Annotated in this window: 28 protein-coding genes and 1 tRNA gene; 23 read left to right on the top strand and 6 right to left on the bottom strand. The window is 40.4% G+C overall.

The genetic code is table 11. From position 1 onward, the window contains the following. Nucleotides 1-74: 74 nt before the first annotated feature. From trpCF to SJ2017_RS13775, 4 genes are read right to left on the bottom strand one after another with little or no spacing between them, the layout of a single operon-like run. Nucleotides 75-1,517 carry a bifunctional indole-3-glycerol-phosphate synthase TrpC/phosphoribosylanthranilate isomerase TrpF gene (trpCF, locus tag SJ2017_RS13790; RefSeq protein WP_080916125.1) on the bottom strand — a complete coding sequence of 481 codons (1,443 nt, stop codon included), beginning with the start codon at nt 1,515-1,517 and terminating at the stop codon, nt 75-77. A 2-nt stretch (nt 1,518-1,519) separates the two neighbouring features. Then, entirely contained in the window at nt 1,520-2,557 is a 1,038-nt protein-coding gene (gene trpD / locus SJ2017_RS13785; protein WP_080916124.1) for an anthranilate phosphoribosyltransferase, read from the bottom strand. Further along, nucleotides 2,557-3,171, bottom strand: a complete 615-nt coding sequence (locus SJ2017_RS13780) for an aminodeoxychorismate/anthranilate synthase component II (RefSeq protein ID WP_080917485.1) — start codon at nt 3,169-3,171, stop codon at nt 2,557-2,559. The genes trpD and SJ2017_RS13780 overlap by 1 nt, the downstream gene beginning before the upstream one ends. A 56-nt stretch (nt 3,172-3,227) precedes the next feature. Beyond that, a complete protein-coding gene (locus tag SJ2017_RS13775; RefSeq protein ID WP_156003279.1) occupies nt 3,228-4,778 on the bottom strand; it encodes an anthranilate synthase component 1 in 1,551 nt (516 codons plus the stop codon). Nucleotides 4,779-5,251: 473 nt separating this feature from the next. Here SJ2017_RS13775 and rnm point away from each other — a divergent pair, with 473 nt between their 5' ends. The 7 genes from rnm to SJ2017_RS13740 all read left to right on the top strand — a co-directional run bounded on the left by rnm (nt 5,252) and on the right by SJ2017_RS13740 (nt 10,031). Continuing rightward, the gene (rnm, locus tag SJ2017_RS13770) at nt 5,252-6,112 is read left to right on the top strand and encodes an RNase RNM (protein WP_055026453.1); all 861 of its coding nucleotides are present in this window, start codon (nt 5,252-5,254) and stop codon (nt 6,110-6,112) included. After that, nucleotides 6,109-6,729 carry an L-threonylcarbamoyladenylate synthase gene (locus SJ2017_RS13765; protein WP_055026454.1) on the top strand — a complete coding sequence of 207 codons (621 nt, stop codon included), beginning with the start codon at nt 6,109-6,111 and terminating at the stop codon, nt 6,727-6,729. Before rnm ends, SJ2017_RS13765 begins: the two co-directional genes overlap by 4 nt. Nucleotides 6,730-6,998: 269 nt before the next feature. Beyond that, nucleotides 6,999-7,787, top strand: a complete 789-nt coding sequence (locus SJ2017_RS13760; protein WP_055026455.1) for a segregation and condensation protein A — start codon at nt 6,999-7,001, stop codon at nt 7,785-7,787. Between the two features lie 30 nt (nt 7,788-7,817). Next, complete coding sequence (scpB, locus tag SJ2017_RS13755) at nt 7,818-8,405, top strand: SMC-Scp complex subunit ScpB (RefSeq protein ID WP_055026456.1); 588 nt, start codon at nt 7,818-7,820, stop codon at nt 8,403-8,405. Further along, complete coding sequence (rluB, locus tag SJ2017_RS13750; RefSeq protein ID WP_055026457.1) at nt 8,406-9,278, top strand: 23S rRNA pseudouridine(2605) synthase RluB; 873 nt, start codon at nt 8,406-8,408, stop codon at nt 9,276-9,278. A 218-nt stretch (nt 9,279-9,496) separates the two neighbouring features. After that, complete coding sequence (locus tag SJ2017_RS13745; protein WP_055026458.1) at nt 9,497-9,829, top strand: hypothetical protein; 333 nt, start codon at nt 9,497-9,499, stop codon at nt 9,827-9,829. Between the two features lie 111 nt (nt 9,830-9,940). Further along, nucleotides 9,941-10,031 (top strand) — tRNA-Ser (locus tag SJ2017_RS13740). Between the two features lie 809 nt (nt 10,032-10,840). Here the strand turns inward: SJ2017_RS13740 and SJ2017_RS13735 are convergent. Beyond that, nucleotides 10,841-11,797, bottom strand: a complete 957-nt coding sequence (locus SJ2017_RS13735; protein WP_080916122.1) for an integron integrase — start codon at nt 11,795-11,797, stop codon at nt 10,841-10,843. Nucleotides 11,798-12,134: 337 nt separating this feature from the next. Between SJ2017_RS13735 and SJ2017_RS13730 the strand changes: the two genes are divergently transcribed. From SJ2017_RS13730 to SJ2017_RS13690, 9 genes are all read left to right on the top strand, one after another. Beyond that, nucleotides 12,135-12,659: a hypothetical protein gene (locus tag SJ2017_RS13730; protein WP_080916121.1), complete on the top strand. Its 525-nt coding sequence runs from the start codon at nt 12,135-12,137 to the stop codon at nt 12,657-12,659. 119 nt (nt 12,660-12,778) lie between these two features. Continuing rightward, nucleotides 12,779-13,021, top strand: coding sequence for a hypothetical protein (locus tag SJ2017_RS13725; protein WP_080916120.1), 243 nt, complete (start codon nt 12,779-12,781; stop codon nt 13,019-13,021). Nucleotides 13,022-13,169: 148 nt separating this feature from the next. Then, complete coding sequence (locus tag SJ2017_RS13720) at nt 13,170-14,018, top strand: DUF4238 domain-containing protein (protein WP_080916119.1); 849 nt, start codon at nt 13,170-13,172, stop codon at nt 14,016-14,018. Nucleotides 14,019-14,124: 106 nt separating this feature from the next. Beyond that, nucleotides 14,125-14,517: a hypothetical protein gene (locus tag SJ2017_RS13715; protein WP_156003276.1), complete on the top strand. Its 393-nt coding sequence runs from the start codon at nt 14,125-14,127 to the stop codon at nt 14,515-14,517. A 103-nt stretch (nt 14,518-14,620) separates the two neighbouring features. Next, nucleotides 14,621-14,914: a hypothetical protein gene (locus SJ2017_RS13710; protein WP_080916117.1), complete on the top strand. Its 294-nt coding sequence runs from the start codon at nt 14,621-14,623 to the stop codon at nt 14,912-14,914. 118 nt (nt 14,915-15,032) lie between these two features. Continuing rightward, nucleotides 15,033-15,419: a DUF2059 domain-containing protein gene (locus tag SJ2017_RS13705; RefSeq protein ID WP_080914988.1), complete on the top strand. Its 387-nt coding sequence runs from the start codon at nt 15,033-15,035 to the stop codon at nt 15,417-15,419. A 135-nt stretch (nt 15,420-15,554) separates the two neighbouring features. Further along, the gene (locus tag SJ2017_RS13700; RefSeq protein WP_167692870.1) at nt 15,555-15,881 is read left to right on the top strand and encodes a hypothetical protein; all 327 of its coding nucleotides are present in this window, start codon (nt 15,555-15,557) and stop codon (nt 15,879-15,881) included. A 105-nt stretch (nt 15,882-15,986) separates the two neighbouring features. Beyond that, the gene (locus SJ2017_RS13695) at nt 15,987-16,358 is read left to right on the top strand and encodes a hypothetical protein (RefSeq protein ID WP_055026554.1); all 372 of its coding nucleotides are present in this window, start codon (nt 15,987-15,989) and stop codon (nt 16,356-16,358) included. 167 nt (nt 16,359-16,525) lie between these two features. Continuing rightward, nucleotides 16,526-16,831 carry a hypothetical protein gene (locus SJ2017_RS13690; protein WP_080916115.1) on the top strand — a complete coding sequence of 102 codons (306 nt, stop codon included), beginning with the start codon at nt 16,526-16,528 and terminating at the stop codon, nt 16,829-16,831. 537 nt (nt 16,832-17,368) lie between these two features. Here SJ2017_RS13690 and SJ2017_RS13685 read toward each other — a convergent pair. Beyond that, a complete protein-coding gene (locus tag SJ2017_RS13685; protein ID WP_080916114.1) occupies nt 17,369-18,319 on the bottom strand; it encodes an IS110 family RNA-guided transposase in 951 nt (316 codons plus the stop codon). Nucleotides 18,320-18,646: 327 nt separating this feature from the next. Between SJ2017_RS13685 and SJ2017_RS21485 the strand changes: the two genes are divergently transcribed. The 7 genes from SJ2017_RS21485 (at nt 18,647) to SJ2017_RS13650 (ending at nt 22,046) form a co-directional block, all read left to right on the top strand. Next, nucleotides 18,647-18,973: a hypothetical protein gene (locus SJ2017_RS21485; RefSeq protein ID WP_156003273.1), complete on the top strand. Its 327-nt coding sequence runs from the start codon at nt 18,647-18,649 to the stop codon at nt 18,971-18,973. 107 nt (nt 18,974-19,080) lie between these two features. After that, nucleotides 19,081-19,512 carry a hypothetical protein gene (locus SJ2017_RS13675; protein WP_080916112.1) on the top strand — a complete coding sequence of 144 codons (432 nt, stop codon included), beginning with the start codon at nt 19,081-19,083 and terminating at the stop codon, nt 19,510-19,512. A 106-nt stretch (nt 19,513-19,618) separates the two neighbouring features. Continuing rightward, nucleotides 19,619-19,921 carry a hypothetical protein gene (locus SJ2017_RS13670; RefSeq protein ID WP_080916111.1) on the top strand — a complete coding sequence of 101 codons (303 nt, stop codon included), beginning with the start codon at nt 19,619-19,621 and terminating at the stop codon, nt 19,919-19,921. A gap of 98 nt (nt 19,922-20,019) precedes the next feature. Beyond that, nucleotides 20,020-20,451: a hypothetical protein gene (locus SJ2017_RS13665; RefSeq protein ID WP_055026585.1), complete on the top strand. Its 432-nt coding sequence runs from the start codon at nt 20,020-20,022 to the stop codon at nt 20,449-20,451. A gap of 119 nt (nt 20,452-20,570) precedes the next feature. Further along, on the top strand, nt 20,571-20,972 hold the full coding sequence (locus tag SJ2017_RS13660; protein ID WP_080916110.1) for a hypothetical protein: 402 nt from the start codon (nt 20,571-20,573) through the stop codon (nt 20,970-20,972). 100 nt (nt 20,973-21,072) lie between these two features. Then, nucleotides 21,073-21,417 carry a TonB family protein gene (locus SJ2017_RS13655; RefSeq protein ID WP_080916109.1) on the top strand — a complete coding sequence of 115 codons (345 nt, stop codon included), beginning with the start codon at nt 21,073-21,075 and terminating at the stop codon, nt 21,415-21,417. A 137-nt stretch (nt 21,418-21,554) separates the two neighbouring features. Next, on the top strand, nt 21,555-22,046 hold the full coding sequence (locus tag SJ2017_RS13650; protein WP_244899694.1) for a rod shape-determining protein: 492 nt from the start codon (nt 21,555-21,557) through the stop codon (nt 22,044-22,046). Nucleotides 22,047-22,064: the final 18 nt, after the last annotated feature.

The following is a 22,064-nucleotide window of genomic DNA, read 5'->3' as shown; positions in this document are numbered from 1 at the left end:
GGTGAAATATCCATATTGGCTATTTCGTAATATTGTTAACTGTTTGATGCCAGGGCTACTCTGAGCCATGGTGATTAATTTTTTCTGATAGCGGCAAGTGCCATTGCAATTTTTTGCGCATCTTTAATGCCTGGTGCTGACTCAACACCAGAATTGAGATCTAATCCGTAAAAACCTTGCTGGTTAGCATCAAATGCGTTTTCAGGTGTTAGCCCACCTGCAAGCATGCTGTTTTCTCGTTCTGAAGAAGTCATCGCAGAAGTGTCGAGTAACGATTGCCAGTTAAAGGTTTCACCTGTGCCGCCAAATCCAGTGATATTTTTGCTATCTAATAAGTAACGATCGCACCCTTGTGGTTTGTCGCCAAGGGTATTGGTTTCACTGTCTACACTCACGGCTTTCCAAATTTGACAGTCCAGTTGCGCATCGTTCAGTAACTGTTTCAGCTCGTTGATTTCAGTGGTTGACTCGTTACCGTGTAACTGCACCACTGATAATCCTACCGCCTTTACTGTAGCCACAATGTCTGAATTAGCTGCGTTAACAAAGACACCGACAAAATGTAAGCCGACTTGTGCTTGCTGACTTTGTTTAACTAACTCTGCAGCTTGCTCAACATTGACACTGCGTGGCGATGCTGGATGGAAAATTAAACCACCGAATACAGCACCAGAATTTGCTACCGCTTTGATGTCTTCGATGCGTGTTAAGCCGTAAACTTTGTTATGGCCAAAAATGAGCTGTCGACAGGCAAGGTCGATATTGTCTTGCGCCATGATAGAGCTGCCAACAAGGTAACCGTCTACCAATGGATTGAGTCGTTTTACTTGTTGGTTGGTATAGATACCTGACTCGCTAATAATGACTCTATCGTTAGGTATTTGTGGTGCTAAAGCTTCAGTGGTGGCTAAATCGGTACTTAAATCACGTAAGTTACGGTTGTTAATACCTACAATACGCGCATTAAGTTCAATAGCACGTTCAAGTTCTGCTTGGTTACTGACTTCGGTTAAGGCATCTAAATTGTATTTAGCCGCTTCTGCAGACAGTAATTTGTATTGCTCATCATCAAGGACAGACAGCATCAACAATACAGCATCGGCGCCTTGATGGGCTGCCAGTTTGATTTGATATGGGGCGACAAAGAAGTCTTTACACAAGATAGGTTGAGAGACTCGAGCCTGCACAAGTGGGATGTAATCAATATCGCCTTGGAAGAACTGCTCGTCAGTTAACACTGAAATCCCAGCGGCGTACTTACCATAAATATCAGCGATGGCTTCGACATCAAAATCTGGGCGAATAAGACCTTTTGAAGGACTGGCTTTTTTGCATTCAAAAATGTATCCCGCATTAGGGGCTTTAAGAGCGTCAAATAGACTGCGGTCTGATATTTTAGGTTGCAGAGTAGCTTCTGGGTAACGCTGCTTTAATGAAGCAATATGCGCGACTTTAGTATCAACAATTTTGGTTAATACATTGGATTCATTCGCTGTGCGATTAACAACTTCAGGCATGATTAAGATTCCTCTTGCTGGCTTGCTTCAGCAAGTTGCGTTAATACGGCGTAAGCTTTGCCGCTATTGATGGTTTCAAGGGCAAGTTGAGTCCCTTGCTGCACAGAGTCGCACACACCACTGACATACAAGGCACAACCTGCATTGATGGCAACGGCATCTCGGTGGGCTGGTTGACCTTCACCTTTCAATATCGCTTGTGTAATCAGCGCATTATCACTTGGCTCTCCGCCTTCTAGTGCCGATATCGGTGCAGGTTCTACGCCTAAATCGTGTGGGTTAAGTTTGTAAAAACGAATTTGCCCATCATTAAGCTCTGCAACTTGGGTTTCGCCATGTAAGGCGACCTCATCCAGTCCGCTGCCATAAACCACCATGGCACGTTTAACACTGAGTGCATTAAGCACGTTCACGATCGGAGCGATTAATTTAGGTGAGTATACGCCCAGCAGCATTGACTCTGGCTTGGCTGGATTGATTAACGGGCCAAGGATATTAAAGATAGTACGGGTTTTCAGAGCTTGTCTTACTGGTACAGCATGACGTACGCCTGCATGGTAGTGTGGGGCGAATAAAAAACATAGACCGAAGTCTTCGATACACTGACTGGCGGCTTCAGGTGTCATGGTTAAGCCGATGCCGCAATGTGACAACACATCCGATGCGCCAGATTTACTGGATACGCCACGATTACCATGCTTAGCGACTTTGGCGCCAGCTGCAGCTGCGACGAAAGAGGCCGTTGTTGAGATATTAATGGTGTTATGACCGTCACCACCCGTACCAACAATATCAACCACCCCAGTAGCGAGCGACTTCGCGCTACGAGGAAATGGTTTTGCAGCTTGACGAAGGGCATCTGCAGCGCCTGTAATTTCTTCAATCGTTTCGCCGCGCATTTTAAGGGCAACAAGCATACCAGCCATGGCAACAGGATCCATTTCACCTTCGACAATAGCACTGAATAATTGTGCACTTTGTTCACGGGTAGGGGCGTTACCTTGATAAAGAGAGTCTAATAGTGGTTGAAGCTGAGACATTATAAGGCTCCTTTAGGGCTATTGTTGCTTTCAATTGCATGGGTGAGGTAAGTCAGGGTTTGCGTCAGTAGCGTACTGCCAAGCGTGGTTAAAATTGATTCAGGATGAAACTGAAAACCAACCGCTTTATCTTGTGGGTGAATCACAGCCATTGGCATGTCTTCAGTGGTCGCAATGACAGACAAACAATCGGGGACTTGGGTAGCGACTAGGCTGTGGTAACGAGCCACTGGCAGTGGAGAAGGCAAGTTTGCAAATACACCTTCGCCATTATGAATTGTAGGGCTGGCTTTACCGTGAACGACAAATGGCGCACGTTCAACTTTACCGCCGTAATATTCGACCATAGCTTGATGCCCTAAACAAATGCCTAACATAGGCACTTTACCAGCGACTTTTGCAATTAACTCCATCATGCAGCCAGCTTCATGTGGTGCGCCAGGGCCAGGTGATAATACTAATGCTGCTTGGCCTTGCTCTGCTATCAGTTTTTCAGCTAAATAATCGGCACTGACATCATTACGGTAAATAAGTACTTCAAATCCTAAGCTACGAAATTGATCCACTAAGTTGTAGGTGAATGAGTCAAAGTTATCTAATAGATACAGCTTCATATTGCTAATGCTCATTTTATTCGTGTTCATCTTATTAGCGCTTGCTTGTTGAGTGCTCATAGTCCACCGCCCATTTTTATCGCTGAAATCACGGCTTGTGCTTTTTGGCGGGTTTCGTCAGCTTCGGCTTGTGGGTCGGAATCAAATACCACACCAGCACCTGCTTGAATAAAGGCCACATCATTTTTAACGAAAGCAGAGCGAATGACGATACAGGTATCCATATCACCTAGGCCGTTAATGTATCCTACAGCGCCACCATAACTGCCGCGGCGAGCTTGCTCTGCTTCTCGCACAAGTTGGGATGCACGCACTTTAGGGGCGCCCACTAAGGTGCCCATGTTCATACAAGCTTGATAAGCATGCAGAGCATCTAAATCTTCTCGTAATTGCCCAGTCACACGGCTAACTAAATGCATAACATGTGAGTATCGATCGACTTTAAGCAACTCAGCCACTTTACGACTGCCACTTTGGCTGATCCGTGCAATGTCGTTTCGGGCTAAATCAACCAACATTAAATGCTCTGAGAGCTCTTTTTTATCAAGACGCAATTCAAGTTCAATACGACTGTCTAGATCATAGTCAATTTGGCCATCGACAGTTTTACCGCGCTTACGGGTACCTGCAATAGGATAAACTTCAACTTGATTACTGGCGGCATCATATTTAAGTGCGCTTTCAGGCGAAGCGCCAAATAAAGTGAAATCAGGTCCACGGAAATAAAACATATATGGACTAGGGTTGGTTAAACGCAGCGCTCGGTATGCCCCTAAAGTATTCGGGCAAGGTAAACTAAAGCTTCTTGAGGGAACAACTTGAAATATATCGCCTGCAACAATGTGCTCTTTTAAATCCACAACCGTTTGCTTGAAAGTATCGTCACTGATATTGACGCGAGTTTCAGCATCGATGGCAACTAATGGTTGAACGGGGGCAAGCGTTTGGCACTGCTGTTTAACATCGATTGCCCGCTGAGCAAGAGTTTTAGCGAATTGAGTATCGGTTGAAAATTGGTGAGTAATGATTTCTGCATCTTGTTGCTGATGATCAACCAATATCAAGGTTTCTGCGAGATAAAATAAGTAATCAGGACAATCGTTTTCAGCATTGGGGACTTCAGGCAAAGGTTCAACGGTATCGATTAAATCGTAAGCTAAGACTCCACCTAAAAATAAATCTTCAAAAGCATCTTTTTTGTCGGTCTGAATGTGCTGAATAAACATTCTTAACCCATCAAGGGGCGAGGTAGACTTTAATCGTGCGTCTTCATCCTGTCGCTCTTGAGCCTTGGCAAGATGTACGGTGAGTACCTTGTCTTGCTGTTGCTGCTCACTTGATTTGAAAAAGGCACTGATAGGAGAAAGTAAGCTAGCACCATTATCGGTTAACGCGCTGAATGTAAGCTTATAGCCGTCACATCTCACCATCATCGCGGCGTGAGTGAGCACGATACTTTTTAAGTGATCTTTACTGTCGATTTCAGCAGACTCAAGCAACATGGTGTGCGGCGCATTGGCAGTAACATGTTGATAAAGACTAAGCGGATCAGCATGATATGCTAACGATTGTTTTTGTGTGACGACATGGGCAAACTGATGTTCCATAATGCTTATTGCGCCTCTCTCTGATATTGATTCTTCATACTCGATACTCTTTTTAAAGCAATTTCGTGCTTGGTTTGCGTTAGTTTTATTTCAGAGTGCAAGCCGTAAATAGCAAGAAAGCCCACATCTCTGCGGGCTTTCTAGTAAAATCTTGTGTTATTTAAATAACCACAACGCTTCACACCACCCGTTAATTTGGGAAGTGCCACCACCAATTGATGTTACGTGCGTTAAAGTTGGTCATGTAAATTAATTCTCTTGAATGTAGTCGTTATCTAAAAAGTTAGCAAAATGCGTTTGGCTAACGTATGCCTTATAGAAGACCTTAGCTGGCGTTTAATGTCAATTGAATATTTCTCAAATTTAGCTTTTTTTTATTCATTGAGGTCAAAGGGCCATCAATTTGCTGAATATGTAGCAAATAATCACGATAGGGTTAAGCTTTTCAACAAAGATTAAAGTACAATAACGTTATGATAACAGACACACTCTTGGCCGATCTTCATAGCCATACGACCGCATCTGACGGCGTACTTACTCCTTCTGAACTCGTTGAACGTGCCATCGAAAAGGGCGTTCAAATGCTCGCCATCACAGATCACGATACTGTGGCAGGACTTGCTGAAGCGCATCAATTTAACCAACAACATGAAACACCACTACAATTAATTGATGGTGTTGAAATTTCTACTCGATGGAACAACTTCGATATTCATATTGTTGGCTTAAATATGGATAAAGAAAACTCAATTTTACTGAACTTTTTAACTCGTCAACGTGAATTACGTGAAGAACGAGCCCAAGAAATTGGTAACCGTTTAGCCAAAGCCGGAATTGAAGGTGCCTATGATGGCGCTAAAAAGTTTGCCGCAGGCGCAGCTATTAGTCGCGGTCATTATGCTCGTTGGTTAGCAGAAAACGGCTATGCTAAAGATATGCCGAGTGTTTTTAAGCGCTATTTAGCGCGAGGTAAAACAGGTTATGTCCCCAATAATTGGGCTGACATGGCCAATGCGATTGACATTATTCATCAAACTGGTGGCGTAGCGGTATTGGCACACCCCAGTGGTTACAAGCTTTCAGCTAAATGGTTAAAGCGCTTAGTGCGAGAGTATAAAGAGGCTGGTGGCGATGCCATGGAAGTGGTATTAGGCCAACAGAGCATTGATGATCGCGCTAACTTAGTCGCTTTAAGTCATTTGAACAACCTAGCGGGTTCAATTGGCAGTGATTTTCATTTCCCAAGCAATTGGATTGAGTTAGGCAAAAATTTATTCCAACCTGCTGGTGTGCAGTGGGTGTGGCAAACAGAATCTTGGACGGAGCGAACATGAGCCAATTTTTTTATATACATGACGAAAACCCGCAAGCAAGATTAATTAGCCAAGCGGTGAACATTTTAAAGCAAGGTGGGGTAATTGTTTACCCGACAGATTCAGGTTATGCACTGGGTTGTATGATTGGCGAAAAAGATGCCATGACCCGTATGGTGCGTATTCGTAAAATTGAAAATGATAATAACTTCTCACTAATGTGCCGAGATTTATCTGAATTGGCTAATTTTGCTCGTGTGGACAATCAAGCTTACCGATTACTGAAAAGCTGCACGCCAGGTCCATATACCTTTATCTTCAAAGCGAGTAAGGAAGTGCCGCGCCGTTTACAGTGCGATAAAAAGAAAACCATTGGTATTCGTGTGCCAAATAACTTAATTGCCTTGGCTTTATTAGAGGCGCTTGAAGCACCAATTATGTCGACCAGTTTAGTGATGCCTGATGAAGAGTTTGCAGAGTCAGATCCTGAACATATCCGAGATATATTAGAACACAGCGTAGACGCAATTATTCATGGTGGTTATTTAGCTGAAAACCAAACCACCGTGATTGATATGTCAGAAGGTGACATTGATATTATCCGTGAAGGTGCGGGTGATACGAGTTTATTTGAGTAAGTCTTTGTTGCAGGTGTTGATAGATGCCTGCGCTTGATGCTTGGTGTAATGCCACCGACAAGTGTTAGATTTTAGCCACAAGATTAATGGATAGTTGTTTCAACCCTAGCCAATAGTGCGTATAATCGCGCGTTTGGTAATTTCTAGCTTCAACAATATGCGCTAGTAGTAAGAGTCGCAGCGGCAAGTTTACTTTTAAATCGCTTAGCTGTTTTTATGTAACTCGCTGAAACTTATTACATTGAGAATATTAATAAAGGAATTGTTCAATGCAGGGGATACAAAAAAGTTTACCTCTTGCGATTGTACGCGGCGAAGCAATAGATGCAATGCCGACCGATTTGTTTATTCCGCCAGAAGCACTGGAAGTGTTTTTGGAGACCTTTGAAGGTCCTCTCGATTTATTATTGTACTTAATTCGCAAGCAAAAACTGGATGTTGTTGACCTGCCAATTGAAAAAATTACGACTCAATATTTAGTTTATATTGATATTTTGACTGAAGCACGCATAGAGCTCGCAGCTGATTATTTAGTTATGGCAGCAACCTTGGCAGAAATTAAGTCTCGACTCCTGTTACCTAAAGTCGCGACCACAGAGGAAGATGAAGAAGATCCTCGCGTGGTACTTATCCGCCAACTTAAAGCTTATGAAGTGATAAAGCAGGCAGCTGCTGACTTAGACGGTTTGCCGCGATTGGAACGAGATGTGTTTTTAGCACAAGCTAAAACAGCACCGAATATCAAGCCAGTCATCATGCCGCCAGAAGTATCGCTAGTTGACATTGCTCAAGCGTTTTCTGAAGTGTTAAAACGCATTGATGCGAACGAGCATCATCATGTTAAGCGTGAAGCATTATCGACACGCGAGAGAATGAGCCAAATATTAGCTAAACTTTCAACAGAACATTTTGTGCCATTTACTGATTTATTTGATGTCAGTGAAGGAAAGGCTGGTGTGGTAGTGAGTTTTTTAGCGTTAATGGAATTAGTCAAAGAGTTGTTGGTTGATTTAGTGCAAAACGAACCGTTAGCACCGATTTACGTTAAAGCGTTTTAACAACCAAGTGTTGATATGAGAAAGGACATCATGCAAATAAATGACATTCAATTAAAACAATTAATCGAAGCCAGTTTGTTTGTGATGGGTAAACCGTTAAGTATTAAAGCGATTAAAGAAACCGTTTTAGTCAAATTTGATGTATCACGAGTCAGAATTAAAAGCTGTCTTGATGAGTTACAGCAAGATTATCAAGAGCGTGGGGTACAACTGGTTGAAGTTGCCAGTGGTTATCGCTTTCAAACCCAAGAGTTGTTGAGTGAATTCTTACAACCTTTGTGGCAAGAGAAATCCCCTAAATACTCACGTGCGACGTTAGAAACCCTAGCGGTGATTGCTTATAAGCAGCCAGTAACGCGCGGTGATATTGAACATGTAAGAGGTGTGGCCGTCAGCAGCCACATAATAAAGAGTTTAGCTGATAGACATTGGGTAAAAACCGTTGGCCATAAAGAAGTGCCAGGGCGACCTGCATTATATGCAACCACGACAGAGTTTTTATCTTATTTTGGCTTAAAAACCTTAGCAGACTTACCGTCGCTAACGGATGATGAGTCATTGCAGGCGTTGTTTGAAAAGGTTTCATTAGCGCCACAACAAACAGAAGAGTCGAACTAGATGAGCGAAAAATTGCAGAAAGTCTTGGCCCGTGCAGGCCATGGCTCCCGTCGTGAGATGGAGGCATGGATTGCTGCAGGCCGTATTAGTGTAGACGGAGAAATTGCCAGTTTAGGTGATCGCGTTGAAGCAGATGCTAAAATACGCATTGATGGCCGTGCCATCGTTATCAAAACTGAAGATGATATTATTTGTCGCGTGTTGGCTTACCATAAGCCAGAAGGCGAGATTTGTAGTCGAAAAGATCCAGAAGGTAGACCAACCGTCTTTGATCGTTTACCTAAAATACGTGATTCACGTTGGGTTGCTGTAGGGCGTTTGGATATCAATACCTCAGGTCTATTATTATTCACATCTGATGGTGAATTAGCTAACCGTCTAATGCACCCTTCAAATGAAGTCGACCGTGAATATGCAGTGCGTACCTTTGGCGATGTGCCAGAAGCCGCTGTGCAGCGTCTTCGTAAAGGGGTGACTCTTGAAGATGGGCCAGCAAACTTTGATAGTATCAAACCTGCTGGTGGTGAAGGACTCAATAAATGGTGGCATGTGACTCTTAAAGAGGGGCGCAACCGTGAAGTCCGTCGTTTATGGGAATCTCAAGAGGTTCAGGTAAGCCGACTTATTCGTGTTCGTTATGGCATGGTTGAGTTACCAAAAGCCTTACCACGTGGTGGTTGGACAGAGCTGGATATGGAACAGGTTAACTACTTACGCCAGCTTGCGGGATTAGAGCCAGAAACACGTACTTTATTAGGCACTGATAAGCACAGTGTTGCACGTGCTAAAGTTAAAGGCGCGAAAATTCGCCGAGCAGTACGAAAGCACAAAACAACTGCTGCGCGTCCTAAATCGACTCGTCAACGTAGTTAAGCATCATTATTCAACGTGATGCAAGTCAACTAAACTCACGAATCAGAAAGGTCACCTAAGGTGGCCTTTTTTATTACTTCATTGCATGTCATTGTGAATGCTAGTTAGGGTTACTCAGATTTACTTGCCGCTTTCTTGAAACTGAGCATATCGCTAACTATAGTTTATTTGATGTTTTTTTAATCAGTTACATAAGTTTACTGTTGAAGGAGTATTAAATGAAAAAGTTACTTGTTGTAGCACTTGCTGGTTTATTGTTTAGCTGCGCATCTGCACCGTCATGGAAAGGTATGTCCGAGCGAGAAATTGCTGATTGGAAAGCGATTGGCTTTGATGCTGCTAAAGCTCAAACTTGGAGTAAGAGTGGTTTTAATGCTGAACAATCTCAGCAGTGGAGCAAAGCAAGTTTTGATGTTGAGTCTGCATCAGAGTGGTCAAAAGAGAAGTTTAACCCTGAAGAAGCACAAACATGGAAGCAAGCAGGCTTTAAACTGGATGATGCAATTGATGATCGTGCTAAAGGATTAACGCCCGTTAAAATGGAGAAGTAGCGCTATTTTTCGACGTTTAAGTGCAAATTGCTGCTCAAATAGCCAAATGAACGATTTATTTCAATTTCTACTTTACACACGTGAGGGAGATAGCTATTATCTCGCTCGTTCGGAGAGATGGCAGAGTGGTCGAATGCACCGGTCTTGAAAACCGGCATGGGTTTGTAGCCCATCTAGGGTTCAAATCCCTATCTCTCCGCCATATTTAGAGAAGCCCGCTATTTTGTAGCGGGCTTTTTGCTTTCTGGGTTTTAAGTTATTTCGGAATATACTTAACAGGTTGTAGCGCATCAATGTAGGGTTCAAATCCTTATCTCTGCGCCATATTTAGAAAAGCCCGCTATTTTGTAGCGGGCTTTTTGCTTTCTAGAATTTGAGTGAGTTTGATTAGAGAGTTAAAAGGTTTGTAGCGCATCAATGTAGGGTTCAAATTCCTATCTCTTAGCCATATTTAGAAAAGCCCGCTATTTTGTAGCGGGCTTTTTGCTTTCTAGAATTTGAGTGAGTTTGCTTAGAGAGTTAAAAGGTTTGTAGCGCATGAATGTAGGGTTTAAATCCCTATCTCTCCGCCATATTTAGAGAAGCCCGTTACTGCAAAGTGACGGGCTTTTTGCTTTCTGGGTTTTAAGTTATTTCGGAATATACTTAACAGGTTGTAGCGCATCAATGTAGGGTTCAAATCCCTATCTCTCCACCATATTTAGAGAAGCCCGCTATTTTGTAGCGGGCTTTTTGCTTTCTAGAATTTGAGTGAATTTGATTAGAGAGTTAAAAGGTTTGTAGCGTATGAATGTAGGGGATATAACTCATTTATGCCACATTGTGAGTTAAAGTCTGATTTCGTTAACTTTTGGCTCATAGCCTTTCGACTTAGCAAAAATTAATTAAAATATGATTGAAAGAGCAACGCCAATTAAAGTCGCTCACTTTATTTTAATATTGGTATAAAGTAACACTGAAGCTAGATGCCGCCGCATTTCACTATGACATTAATTCCTGGTTTTAAGTTATTTATCTGTCCATTGGGCTGACTATACCTGTTTGGTTGATACCCGCCGCATGGGTATAAAGCTGAGTTGTTTTAAGATCCTTATGTCCAAGCTGCTCTTGTACGGTTCTTATATCTGCTCCGTGTTGTAGCAGTTGAGTTGCAAACGAATGCCTGAAAGTATGTGCAGTGACTCGTTTAGCTACTTGTGCCTGTGTTGTTGCAATTCTTAATGCACGGCCAAATGCAGACGGATGAATATGATGACGGCAAATATAGCCATCAATAGGGTGAACACATAGGCGGGAAGCTGGGAATATATACTGCCAGTGAAACTGATTAATGCTTTGCCGATACTTTCTAAACAGTGAGGGTGGCAATGAAGTGAAGCCTAAACCAGCTTTAATATCTTTATGATGTATTCCTTTTACTTTTTCAATTTGCTCCTCAAGACTATCAACAGTGCAGTCTGGTAATAAGCAGACTCGATCCTTTTGCCCCTTGCCTCTAAAAACAAAAATTGTACGGTGAGTGAAATCAATATCTTTCACTCTTAAACTGAGTGCTTCATTAAGCCTAAGTCCACTACCGTATAGGATGCTTGCTATCATTTTGTACTGACCATTCATTAGGTTAATGATGAGCTTGGCTTGTTGAGCATCTAATACTTGAGGGATACGGCCAGGGGCTTTCGCATAAGGAAAATTGAGGTTATCAGTATTAACTTCAAGAACATGCTTAAATACGAACACAAGTGCACACAATGCTTGTTTTTGTGTACTAGCACTAACCCCACGTTGGTTGCTTAAATAGTACAGGAAGGACTCAATATGAGAGGGCGCTAATTCGCGTGCATTTTTGATTTGGGTATATCGGATGAAATAGCGCGCCCAGTAGAGATAAGATTTCTCGGTTTGCAAACTATAATGGCGAACCCTAATTTGTTCTCTGATAGCTTCAATAAAAGTTGGCTTCTTCATAGGAATTACTTAATTATAACTGTATATATATACAGTTATAATTCTTTTTTGAAAAATTGCGAGAAAAGTGAGCAAAAAATGATAGTTCTTTGCTCGATAAAATTCTAAGATGTTGTTAAGTTATTGAAATAATGATACTTAGCAAAAGATTGTAGAGACCTCTACATTAAGAAGCTCGATTTTACCCTGTTGATATAGAATAAATTAATAGGAACTAAAATTATTATTCATAATAAACAGTCGGTTGGCTTAGTATCGTTGCTACTAAGTTTAATTTGAACAGGAACATTATCGAGCAGCTATATAATAAGCTGTTATGTGGCACGGAGGTTGCATCTTGCCTGAGAGTTTAAAAATATTTGAAGCAAGTGATTGGATTGCTCTGGCTTCGGTGGTGATCGCATTGTTAGTCTTAGGGCTAACTATATGGCAAGGTTTACAAACACGGAAGCATAACCGATTATCAGCTAAACCATATGTAGACTTTTCATGGGTTAATAAACCATTGCAAGGGTTGCGCTGTGAGTTAAAAAATTTAGGTTTAGGTCCTGCCTTTATAAGCCATATCAAGTTTTTTGTTGATAACAATGAAGTCAAAATTAAAAATCGTGAGTGCTATAAGTCCTTATTTGAAACATTAGAAATAAATGAAGTAGTAACCAAAATAGAAGTGTCACATATTGAACCTCATTCAGCTCTTTCAGTTGGGCATTCTGACAACCTTATAGTGTTTTGTGATTCTTCTATATCAGAAGATGACCACAAATTGGTTGCAAGTAAACTAAGGCGATTTAGCGTTCAAGTTGAATATAAATGTATTTACGGCATTATCTACAAGACATCAAAGTCAGGTTTGCTATAGCGCCACATAACAAGCTAATTAATAAGGACAAAAAACAGTTTGCTGTTTTCGTTCCTCAACATTTTAGCAAACTATTTTTGGCCCATTATTAGGGCGTTATGTGTTCATGGAGATAAGTCGTGAATTCTGAAATTATAGAAAATCTTAGATTTCTTATTTCCTCTGCTAAAGATCGAGATATTGAGCAAGGAGTTAGTACATTTAACTCCTACATAGAAAAATTGAGCAGCACTAGTAGTGAGAAATTAGTCTGTGAAGATTTATATCGGGAGCTATCAGGCATGCAGCGCTTTGCAGATTTCAACACAAAAGAGTGGCAAGCGGTTCAGGCTATATTTAATGCTATCGAAACTAACCGCTAGCCACATAACAAGCGGCTGTAGTCGCCATGCAAAAAAACGCATGGCTGGGACGGCCTTTCCGTTGTTTATGTGCTTATCGCTACGCTAGCACAACACAAACAACTCCAAGTCCGCCCCTAAGCCGGGCGTTATAGCGCAAGGGAGTGTCATGGGTCGGCAAGCAGGTCATCATTATATTCCAGCCTCATATTTAGCAGGGTTTACTGAAGGTGAAACTAAAGAATCGATTTTTTGGTCGATACCTATAGATAACAAAAAACCTTTTCAAACTAGTCCAATTAAAAGCTGCAAGAAACGAGACTACTATACAATAGAACACGAAAACTCATTGCTCGTTGAGCACTGGTATGCGAACGAAATTGAACCCAAAATAAAGCAAGCATTAGAGTATATTTCTCTCCATAAAACACTCCCTCCAAAAGATGAAATGCAATATTTACTTCTTTTAGCCGCGACTCTTTATCTTCGAACACCATCTAGTAGATCAACTAGAGAAGCACCGTTAAAACGTACTCAGGAAATTGTTGATAGCATCGACAAAGATGTGAATATTTCTAATCGCGATGCATTCAAATTTAATCAAACTGATTTAATAACATCAGAGTTAAAATTAATAAGCACAGTTATGGAGTGTTTGAGCAATAAGTATTATTGTTTATTAATCTCTGATGATCCTAATACAAATTTTATTACATCAGACTGTCCTTTTTTACTAATGCACCCAAACAGCAAGGTTCAATATTATGGTTTAAACACTAAAGATATTGAGTTATCTATTCCTATAAGTAAAAATGCGGTGTTGGTTGGGCGTAATGAAGAAATGAAAGAAGGTGTATTTGAAGCTAACAAAAAGTTTGTTGCTGCATTTAACTCTAATTTGATTACCTTTACAGATAAGTTTTTTTATTCCAATCAATCTAAGTTTTATCTTTTAGACGATAATGGTGCGCCTATAGTTTGGGATATAAATAATTTTGAACGTAGCAATGCGCTATAACAAGCTAATTAATAAGGACAAAAAACAGTTGGCTGTTTTCGTTCCTCAACATTTTAGCCAACAATTTTTTGCCCATTATTAGGGCGTTAGTATGCCAGGAGGTAGTATGAAAATCCTCATATTAGTGTTTATTGCATGGTCGAGTATTGCATATGCTGATGGCTGCCGTTTTGAATCGGAGCAAGCTAGATATGATGTAAACAATGCTTCCGAAGATGCTGACTTAGCCTTCGATAAGTCAGGAGTTTCATTTATATCTGTAGCTAATGGCATTGCTCCTGCACGTCCTGCATTTGACGATATTGAGATGACTGTTTGCGTAGTATTGGAAACTAAGTGGGAAACTTTGTGGGTTGGTGCTGATAGTTCAGTTTGTGGGTCCTCAAATGATTTAATAACCAAGGCGTTTTCCTATGCAGAGGCATTCAACAAGAGAATGCTTGAGCTTGCTTCAACTAGTGAGTCATATAAGTGTGCCGATGAGCTGCAGGCATACTAACAAGGCGCTGCAGGCGGATCGCAATTCAGTTGGCTTTCGCTCGTTCCTCGCAAATTATAGCCAACTATTTTGCGCCGCTTAGCAAGGCGTTAGCTAGGTAGTAATGGAACTTCGAAAATTAATTGAGTCTATTGAGAACTACAATGATGAAGGCATAATTTTTGCCGAGTTGATTGAGGGGAGTTACCTAGCTTCTTCAGATGCTCAGGTAATTGAAATGTCAGATGAAGAAATGTCATTACCGACACCTGAAGTTGCTGAAAAATATTGTTCTGGTAAGGCGTATTTTCTAGAAGTATTTTTGGTCAAAGAAATGTTGGATTCCATGAGGCAAGAGCATATAGGTTCAAACGAAGCTTGTAAGCGAATTATTCATTATGCAGTACACGATGCTTAGCTAACAAGCTGCTAAATTCAGATTCACCAAGGCTGTCATGCCATTTGCTGAGCAAATCGCCCGCCAGCACTCAGTTCACTTATTAGCAGAGCGTTAGCAGTGCAAGGAGGTCAACCACATGCGTAAGCTCATATTCTTTTTATTAGTCATTTCTCAAAGCTCTTTTGCTGTTAATTCCGATCAAGCAAAACAGGCTGCCAAAAGCATATTTGAAAAATCTTCTTCCGCTTATACAAAGGAATCGCTAACCAAAGTGTTTACTTCTGGCGGTTATACAGAGAAAGAATCGAGTGAATATGCTACCAAATTATTAAAGCTTTTTAATTCAGATGAATTTATAGGTAAGATTCAAGATATATACATTAAGCATTTTACTGCAGACGAATTAGTGCAAATTGCTGAAATATTAGACCACCCAGCTTACGCTAAGTTCTTAAAGTTAAGGCCAGTAATACAGCAAGAAATGTCTGCCGAGATAAATAAAATAACTAGCAATATCAAGTAATTACAGCTAGTAAGTCATTAAAGTAGGACAAAAACAGTTGGTTTTTGCTCCTTCGTCGCTTATTTTAACCAACTATTTTTAGCCTCTTAATGAGGCGTTATGTTTCTTTAAGTCGGTGTCGATATGGAGGTGAACTTGGGATTTTCAGATTATATGGCAATTAGTGCCTTTCTGGTTGCTTTACTCTCAGCACTATATGCTAGATGGACTTGGTCAGAAGCTAAAAAAGCGAATGATATCTCACGTGTAAACTCACTCCTGACCTTAAAACAGCATTACTCTGACCTATTGCAAAAAGAGCATGACAAATCTAAAGCATGGCTTGAAGGTAAAGAAAATAAGGTTAGTGATGGTTACACCGAAGCCTGTTTAAAAGCAGCGGCAGATTATCAACAGAAATATAGGCAAGTTAGTTCACAACTTGAAAAGCTAAAACTTGAAGTGTTAACCAAAGAAACATAACAAGAATTTAAAGCGGGACTGCTAACAGTTTGCTCGGTTTCGCTTCGCTACACATTCTAGCAAACAATTATCAGCCCCTTAAATGGGCGTTATAGGGCTCAATAAGTGTCATTGTTAAATCGACTATTTCGTAAAAAATCAGGTAACGAAAACTTTTATCCTCGTGGCCCATGGTTAATTGAAGTTGGTGATATGTTTTTGTGTAAAGGGTCATTTGGTAAAAGAATCAATGTTGACCCAAAAACTATTCGATTTATTAAAATCATTACAAACGATAAAGGCCCATTCAGTGATGATTTGTTTTGGAAGTTTGAGTGTGAAAATATTGATTTTTACTTAGCCTCTGAAAGTCCTAAAGCACCCGAGTTTATGTCAATGTTTCAAGAGTTGAATGGTTTTGACAATGAACAACTGGCGTTATCTGCAAGTAGTGCTGTGAACGCATCATTTGTTGTCTGGGATAGAAAAGCCCTATAACAAGGCACTAAAGTAGGACGCAAAAAGCATGGTTTGCGTTCGTACCTCACTAATTATAGCCATGCATTTTACGCCTCTTAGCGAGGCGTTAGTTGCCTATGAAGAGATTATTGAGTTTCATCTTAATATCTATTTTAAGTATTAATTGCTTTGCTCAAGGAAGTAGCATGAAAATTGAAGAACTAATCCTAAACGACAATTATGCTTTACCGCTGTGGGAAAAACGGGGGCTAATACCATCACCTGCTCCTGTGATTAAAAAACTTGAGAGTGTCACTGTTAACTTTCTTAAAAGTCTGAAGGTGATTAATGAAAACTCTGAATTAGACAAATCCTCTAAATTAGACAAGTTACAAAAACTTGTGGATCAATTGCCTTGGGATGATTTTGATACCGAGGAGAAAGAATTTTTAGCTGATGTAATTGCTCCAGCAATTGAGTCTATGGGTTACAATCCTTGGACAATTATTTAAGCCGGCAACTAACAAGTTACTTAAAAGGATGCAAAACGCTTGGCTTGTGCTCCTTCGTCGCTAATTTTAGCCAAGCATTTATGTGCCTATTAGTAAGGCGTTATGTGCTCATGGAGGGGTGTAGTTGATATCTATTTTTATTACTGCAATTTTGGTTTGCTTTGTCTTTTTGGAATTAGGTTACCTAATAATAAAGCGCTTTAATATTAGTAGTTTAATCTTCTTTGCTATTTGTGTATTTATAAGTCTATATTACTATGCTTATTTTTTTGAGGCTTCTGACTACGGAAGAGAAAATAGAGCATCAATGCTGTTGGTGATTAGTTCAATTTTTTATTCAGTACCTTTAGCAATAATGTTCATCATAATTGTCTTTAGTAAGAAAAAGCCTGATAACATTCAACATATAATAGCTGCGTCATTATCTATATTACTGGGGTTATTGTTTCCTGTTTTTGCATTACTAACTGCTTGTAGTGTAGGCAGAGATTGCCTTTAAAAGCACATAACAAGAGACTATGGCGTCAATAGCTAATTTCAAGCTTTTGGCGCTTCCCACATCACACCATCTCTTAGCATTGAATTAAGCGTCACGACCATCTTTCTAATACAGGCAATAATAGCTACTTTCTTTGGTTTTCCGGCTTCGACTAAACGTTGGTAAGTTTCTTTAAAAACAGGGTTTGATTGTATGGCTGACATCATTGCCATATACAAAACAGTCCTGACCTGATGCCGTCCACCTTGAATTTTTCGTTGGCCTTTGAAGCGACCACTTTCTTTATTCATTGGTGCAACACCAACTAATGAACTCGCTTCTTTATTATTAATATATCCAAGTTCAGGCAGGTTACTGATGATTGAAGCAGCGGCGATTTTACCTATTCCTTTCATGCTTTGTAGAATGATATTTTTGGCTTGGTAGTCGGGGTTGGACTCGATGAGTTTAACTATTTTTGCTTCTATCTTTTCTATCTGATTTCTAAATACAGTTAAGATAGGTTTGATGGTCATCGCAACCTCTTTCGGCAGAATTTGCAGCCTGTTCTTCTCCATCGTTTGCATTGCCATAATTTGATTGCGTCTTGAGACTAAATCGCTCATAGCCTGCATGATGTCAGGCTTTAAAGTAGATAGCTTAGGCTTAATCGCATCTCCATAATGAGCGATGAGCTGCGCATCTAGCCTGTCTGTTTTAGCTTTTTGACCAATGGCACCAGCAAATCGTTTTATATGTATTGGGTTCGCAATAACGAAGGGCAGATTTGCTTCAGCGCAGGCCATGATAAATGGCATTTCTAAGCGACCTGTTGCTTCAATAACGATACGTTCAGGATGGTGTTTCTTGATGAGGTTAACAGCTTCTTTAATGCCTTTCTCATCGTTTTTGACGTTGAAAAAGATATCGAGTGGTCGGATATAAATATCGAGCTGAAACTTACCCGTATCGACACCGATGTTAATGTTTTGATTAGTTTTTGAATTCATAATAAGCTAACTCTTGCTTGCAAATGCGGGTTCGAGACCCAGTAGACTATTCGAGTGTTTTGCTTGGAGTCCTTTGTCGCGTTCTTTCTTGTTATCGGTCTCTCAATAGAGGAGCCAGCAATCAATCGAACTACGACAAGGAGAGCTTTAGTTGCAGCTAAAGCCTGGGTCTCACATTACCCGAAACAGGGAAGTATTTGTAAATTAGGTGGGTTTATTATCCATACAAGGCACTCAAGCAGGACAAATAAAGCTTGGCTTTTGTCACTGCGTGCCAGATTTTAGCCAAGCATTATTAGCCTCTTAGTGAGGCGTTAGCAGTACAAGATGAATTTTTTCTGGAATCTGATATTTAAACGAAAAATTAGACGAGATGCTAGGGTTCCATTAACTCAAATATTGGAACAAGTTTTATCGTACCTCGCAAAGTCGGAAGACTCTATATGGTCAGATATGGAAGTCGAAGAAACAGTACAATTAATAAATAAGCAATTAGATTTGCTAAAGTGTTCAGGCAAAGTGAATGTAAGTAAACTCAATTACTTGTTCTTACCAACAGCACCATTACAAGAAATAGCAATGGAAAATGGCTGGGTTGATGAGTATTTAAAACTAGCAGAGCAATTTGACAGTCATATGGCAAAGTACTGCTAACAAGTCGCTCAAAAGGGCAAAAAACAGTTGGTTTTTGCTCCTGCGTCGCCTATTTTAACCAACTATTTTTAGCCTCTTAGCGAGGCGTTAGCAGTACAAGGAAGGCTATGAGTAAGCATATCTGGGATATCACTCTTCAAGATTTATCAGAACATGCAGTATGGCAATTTCCTATATGGAAAGATGATAGCTGTGAAGAAACAATTGTTATTCCTGCAACTAAAGATGATGCTGTAAACCCTAACTCTCAACTGCTAGTTAAAGCTAAGTTTATTGATGCTTCTGGCTCCGAGTTTGTCGGCTATATTAATTACGGTTTAACTGATGTTGAGTATTCTCAACCTTGTATGTTTGTAAAAGGTGAGGCAATCAATTTTTGGTTTGGTATTTCGAAACCTAATGAAGCTGATTTAACTAAACTTAATTTTCCAGTTGTAGCCACATCTGCTCTGATTTATGGTTTAGAGGCTCAATCAGTCACAATTAAAGGGTATGGTTACATTGCGGAAGATTCTAGCAGTAGAGTAATGTACTGCTAACAAGCCAATTAATCAGGACAAATAACAGTTGGTTTTTGCTCCTGCGTCGCTTATTTTAACCAACTGATATTTGCCCATTATTGGGGCGTTAAGTGTCAGAGAAAGTATGGAAGATTTAATCGAAGAGATAGGGATTGATCAACAAGAGTGGCTATATCTAAAGCCTGCGACTGAAACTTTCCCTATGATTTACCGCGAGGCCATGGAGGTTCACTGGAATAGTGAGCATAAATATCTCTATGGTGCCAAGCCTCGTAAGTGGGGTTACATCGAGTGGTATCAACAAATAATTAAAGCGGCAGCAGAGCAAGGTTGTAAGCTAGTATTTTCTCCCAGCGTTTCATGGGTTAATGTACCAAGTGAGCTGCAAGCACAAATAACAGGCGAGCATAGTGCCAAAAACACTTAACAAGTTTGTCAACGAACGCCCTTCGGGCTGGACAGCTTTAAGCGTGGCTTCGCCACAAAGCTGCCCGTTACAAAGGCGTTATATAACTATGAGGTTCAGTGAAAACCGTCAACTTTAAATTTGCTCTAGATGCGACTATTGCGACACTTTTTATCACGCTAGGTGTGATTTATATATTGGTTGTGCGCGCTGATAAAAATATTGAGTCAGTAGATTTAACCAATAGTGATCTAAGTTGCAAAGTTAGCGCAAGAGGCAAACTTAGAGGTTATTTCACACTTGATGGAAAGGAGTACTTTTCGCCTGGTACTTATGCAACATGTGAAGAATTTCTAAACCGAATGACAGAAAAAGAAATAAAAGGAAAGCATCAGAAAAACAAGAGTTTATTGGTAGAGCTTAGAGTCGGCAAAAGCTTGTATGCAGAGAACTCTGTAGGAATGCGTGTTTTAATTGGTATATTTATTGGTTTAGTTTGTTTTGCTTTTTTACGTAGCCCCATACATTGGATCGCAAAGAAGGTTATATAACAAGGGCATTAAGGCAGACGGCCTCAACATCGGCCTCATTTAATGCAAAAAGAAACGACGCATAAATGCGCCCCAAATTGGTCCGCTGCTTATGCGGGCGTTAGCTGCCACAGGAAGTTATGAGCTATTCTTGTAAATTTATTCTTGTATTTTCCTTTGCTCTGGCTTTTTTTATACCTATTTTGGTCTTGGGGCTAAGTATAATTATTGCTACTCCCTTGGCTATTGCTGGAGTGTTGCAAGGTGAATTTGAAGGCGCATTTATTCCACTCTTGTCAATTGGCGGAGCAATGGGTTTTTGGGGGCTTAGCCAATTGCTTGCAAAAACCCTGGATGACTCCATGAATATTGCTTCGCCTTTTCGCATGAAAATATATATTAGCTTAGGGATAGCATCACTCTTTGTACCTGCTTTTTATGCGTCAGGGGTATTAGGTAGCTGGGCTGCAATATCAACACTCCCTTTTTTAGTCACATTGTATTTGGTTTACTTTAACCGGCAGTATTTAAGCTGCAGCTAACAAGCTGTTCAAGCGGGACTCCTAACAGTTGGCTTGGGTTCCACTTCGTTCCACATTTTAAGCCAACTATTATCCGCCCCTTAACAGGGCGTTATAAGCCATGATGATCGAATTAGTTTTAGCCTCAACCTTAGTGTCATTTGTTAATACCGAAATGTATGAGGTAGATTCGTGCATAGGTGAACAATTCGCGTTAATTGAAGTTGTAAACCCTCAGTGGCCGATACATTCCGAAAGATTTTCAGGTGTCGGTTACGTTGACTTTAGGGTAACAGTGAATAGCGAAGGCAAGGTTGTAGAGCACCAAATTACTCGTTCTCAGCCAAGACGAATTTTTGATAAGCAATCACTTCGCGCATTAAAGAAATGGAAATTTGATTCATCAAAGCATGAAGAACGCTGCTTTGATGTAACTTTTAAATACGATTCGGACAAATTTGAGTAAATGGCTTATAACAAGTTGCTCAAGTTCGTTCGTAAACTCACTGGGACAATTAACAGTTGGCTTGGCGCTTCGCGCAAGTTTAGCCAACTATTAATTGCCCCTTAGCAAAGCGTTAAGTGGCTCGGAGGCCCAGAGTATTGTTTACATTTATAAGAAGCCTTTTCTCGCATGATTTACTTTTTGAATTAAGTGAAAACAAACTTTCTATTAAAGCTTTCTCTTCTGATTTGTCGTATGAAGATGAACCTTATATAGCAATAGAAAACACTAAAAAAGGTGAAGTAATAAAAGCAATTGGAAAGGAAGCCAAATCCCTTTCAGGCTCGAACATTAGAGTGCTTAACCCTTTTAAACACAATCGATCATTTGTCGCCGACTTTATGTGTGCTGAGAAAATACTGCAGCATGGGATGTACACTTTGCATAAATCTAAAATCAAACCTTCGCCTCGAGTCATAGTTCATCAATTGGAGAAAACCGACGGCGGTCTAACTGATATAGAAGAAAGAGTTTTACGAGAGCTAGCACTTGGGGCTGGAGCTCGTGAAGTAGTTATATATTTAGGTTCTAAAATTAACACTAATATTGAAGACTTTGATAAAGTAAAATCAAGAGTATCAGCCACTTAACAAGTCGTAAAAGCAGGA

The organism is Shewanella japonica (assembly GCF_002075795.1).
Classification (GTDB): Bacteria; Pseudomonadota; Gammaproteobacteria; order Enterobacterales; family Shewanellaceae; genus Shewanella; species Shewanella japonica.
The sequence above is the reverse complement of the archived record's forward strand: the minus strand, read 5'-3'. Positions and strand labels throughout refer to the sequence as shown.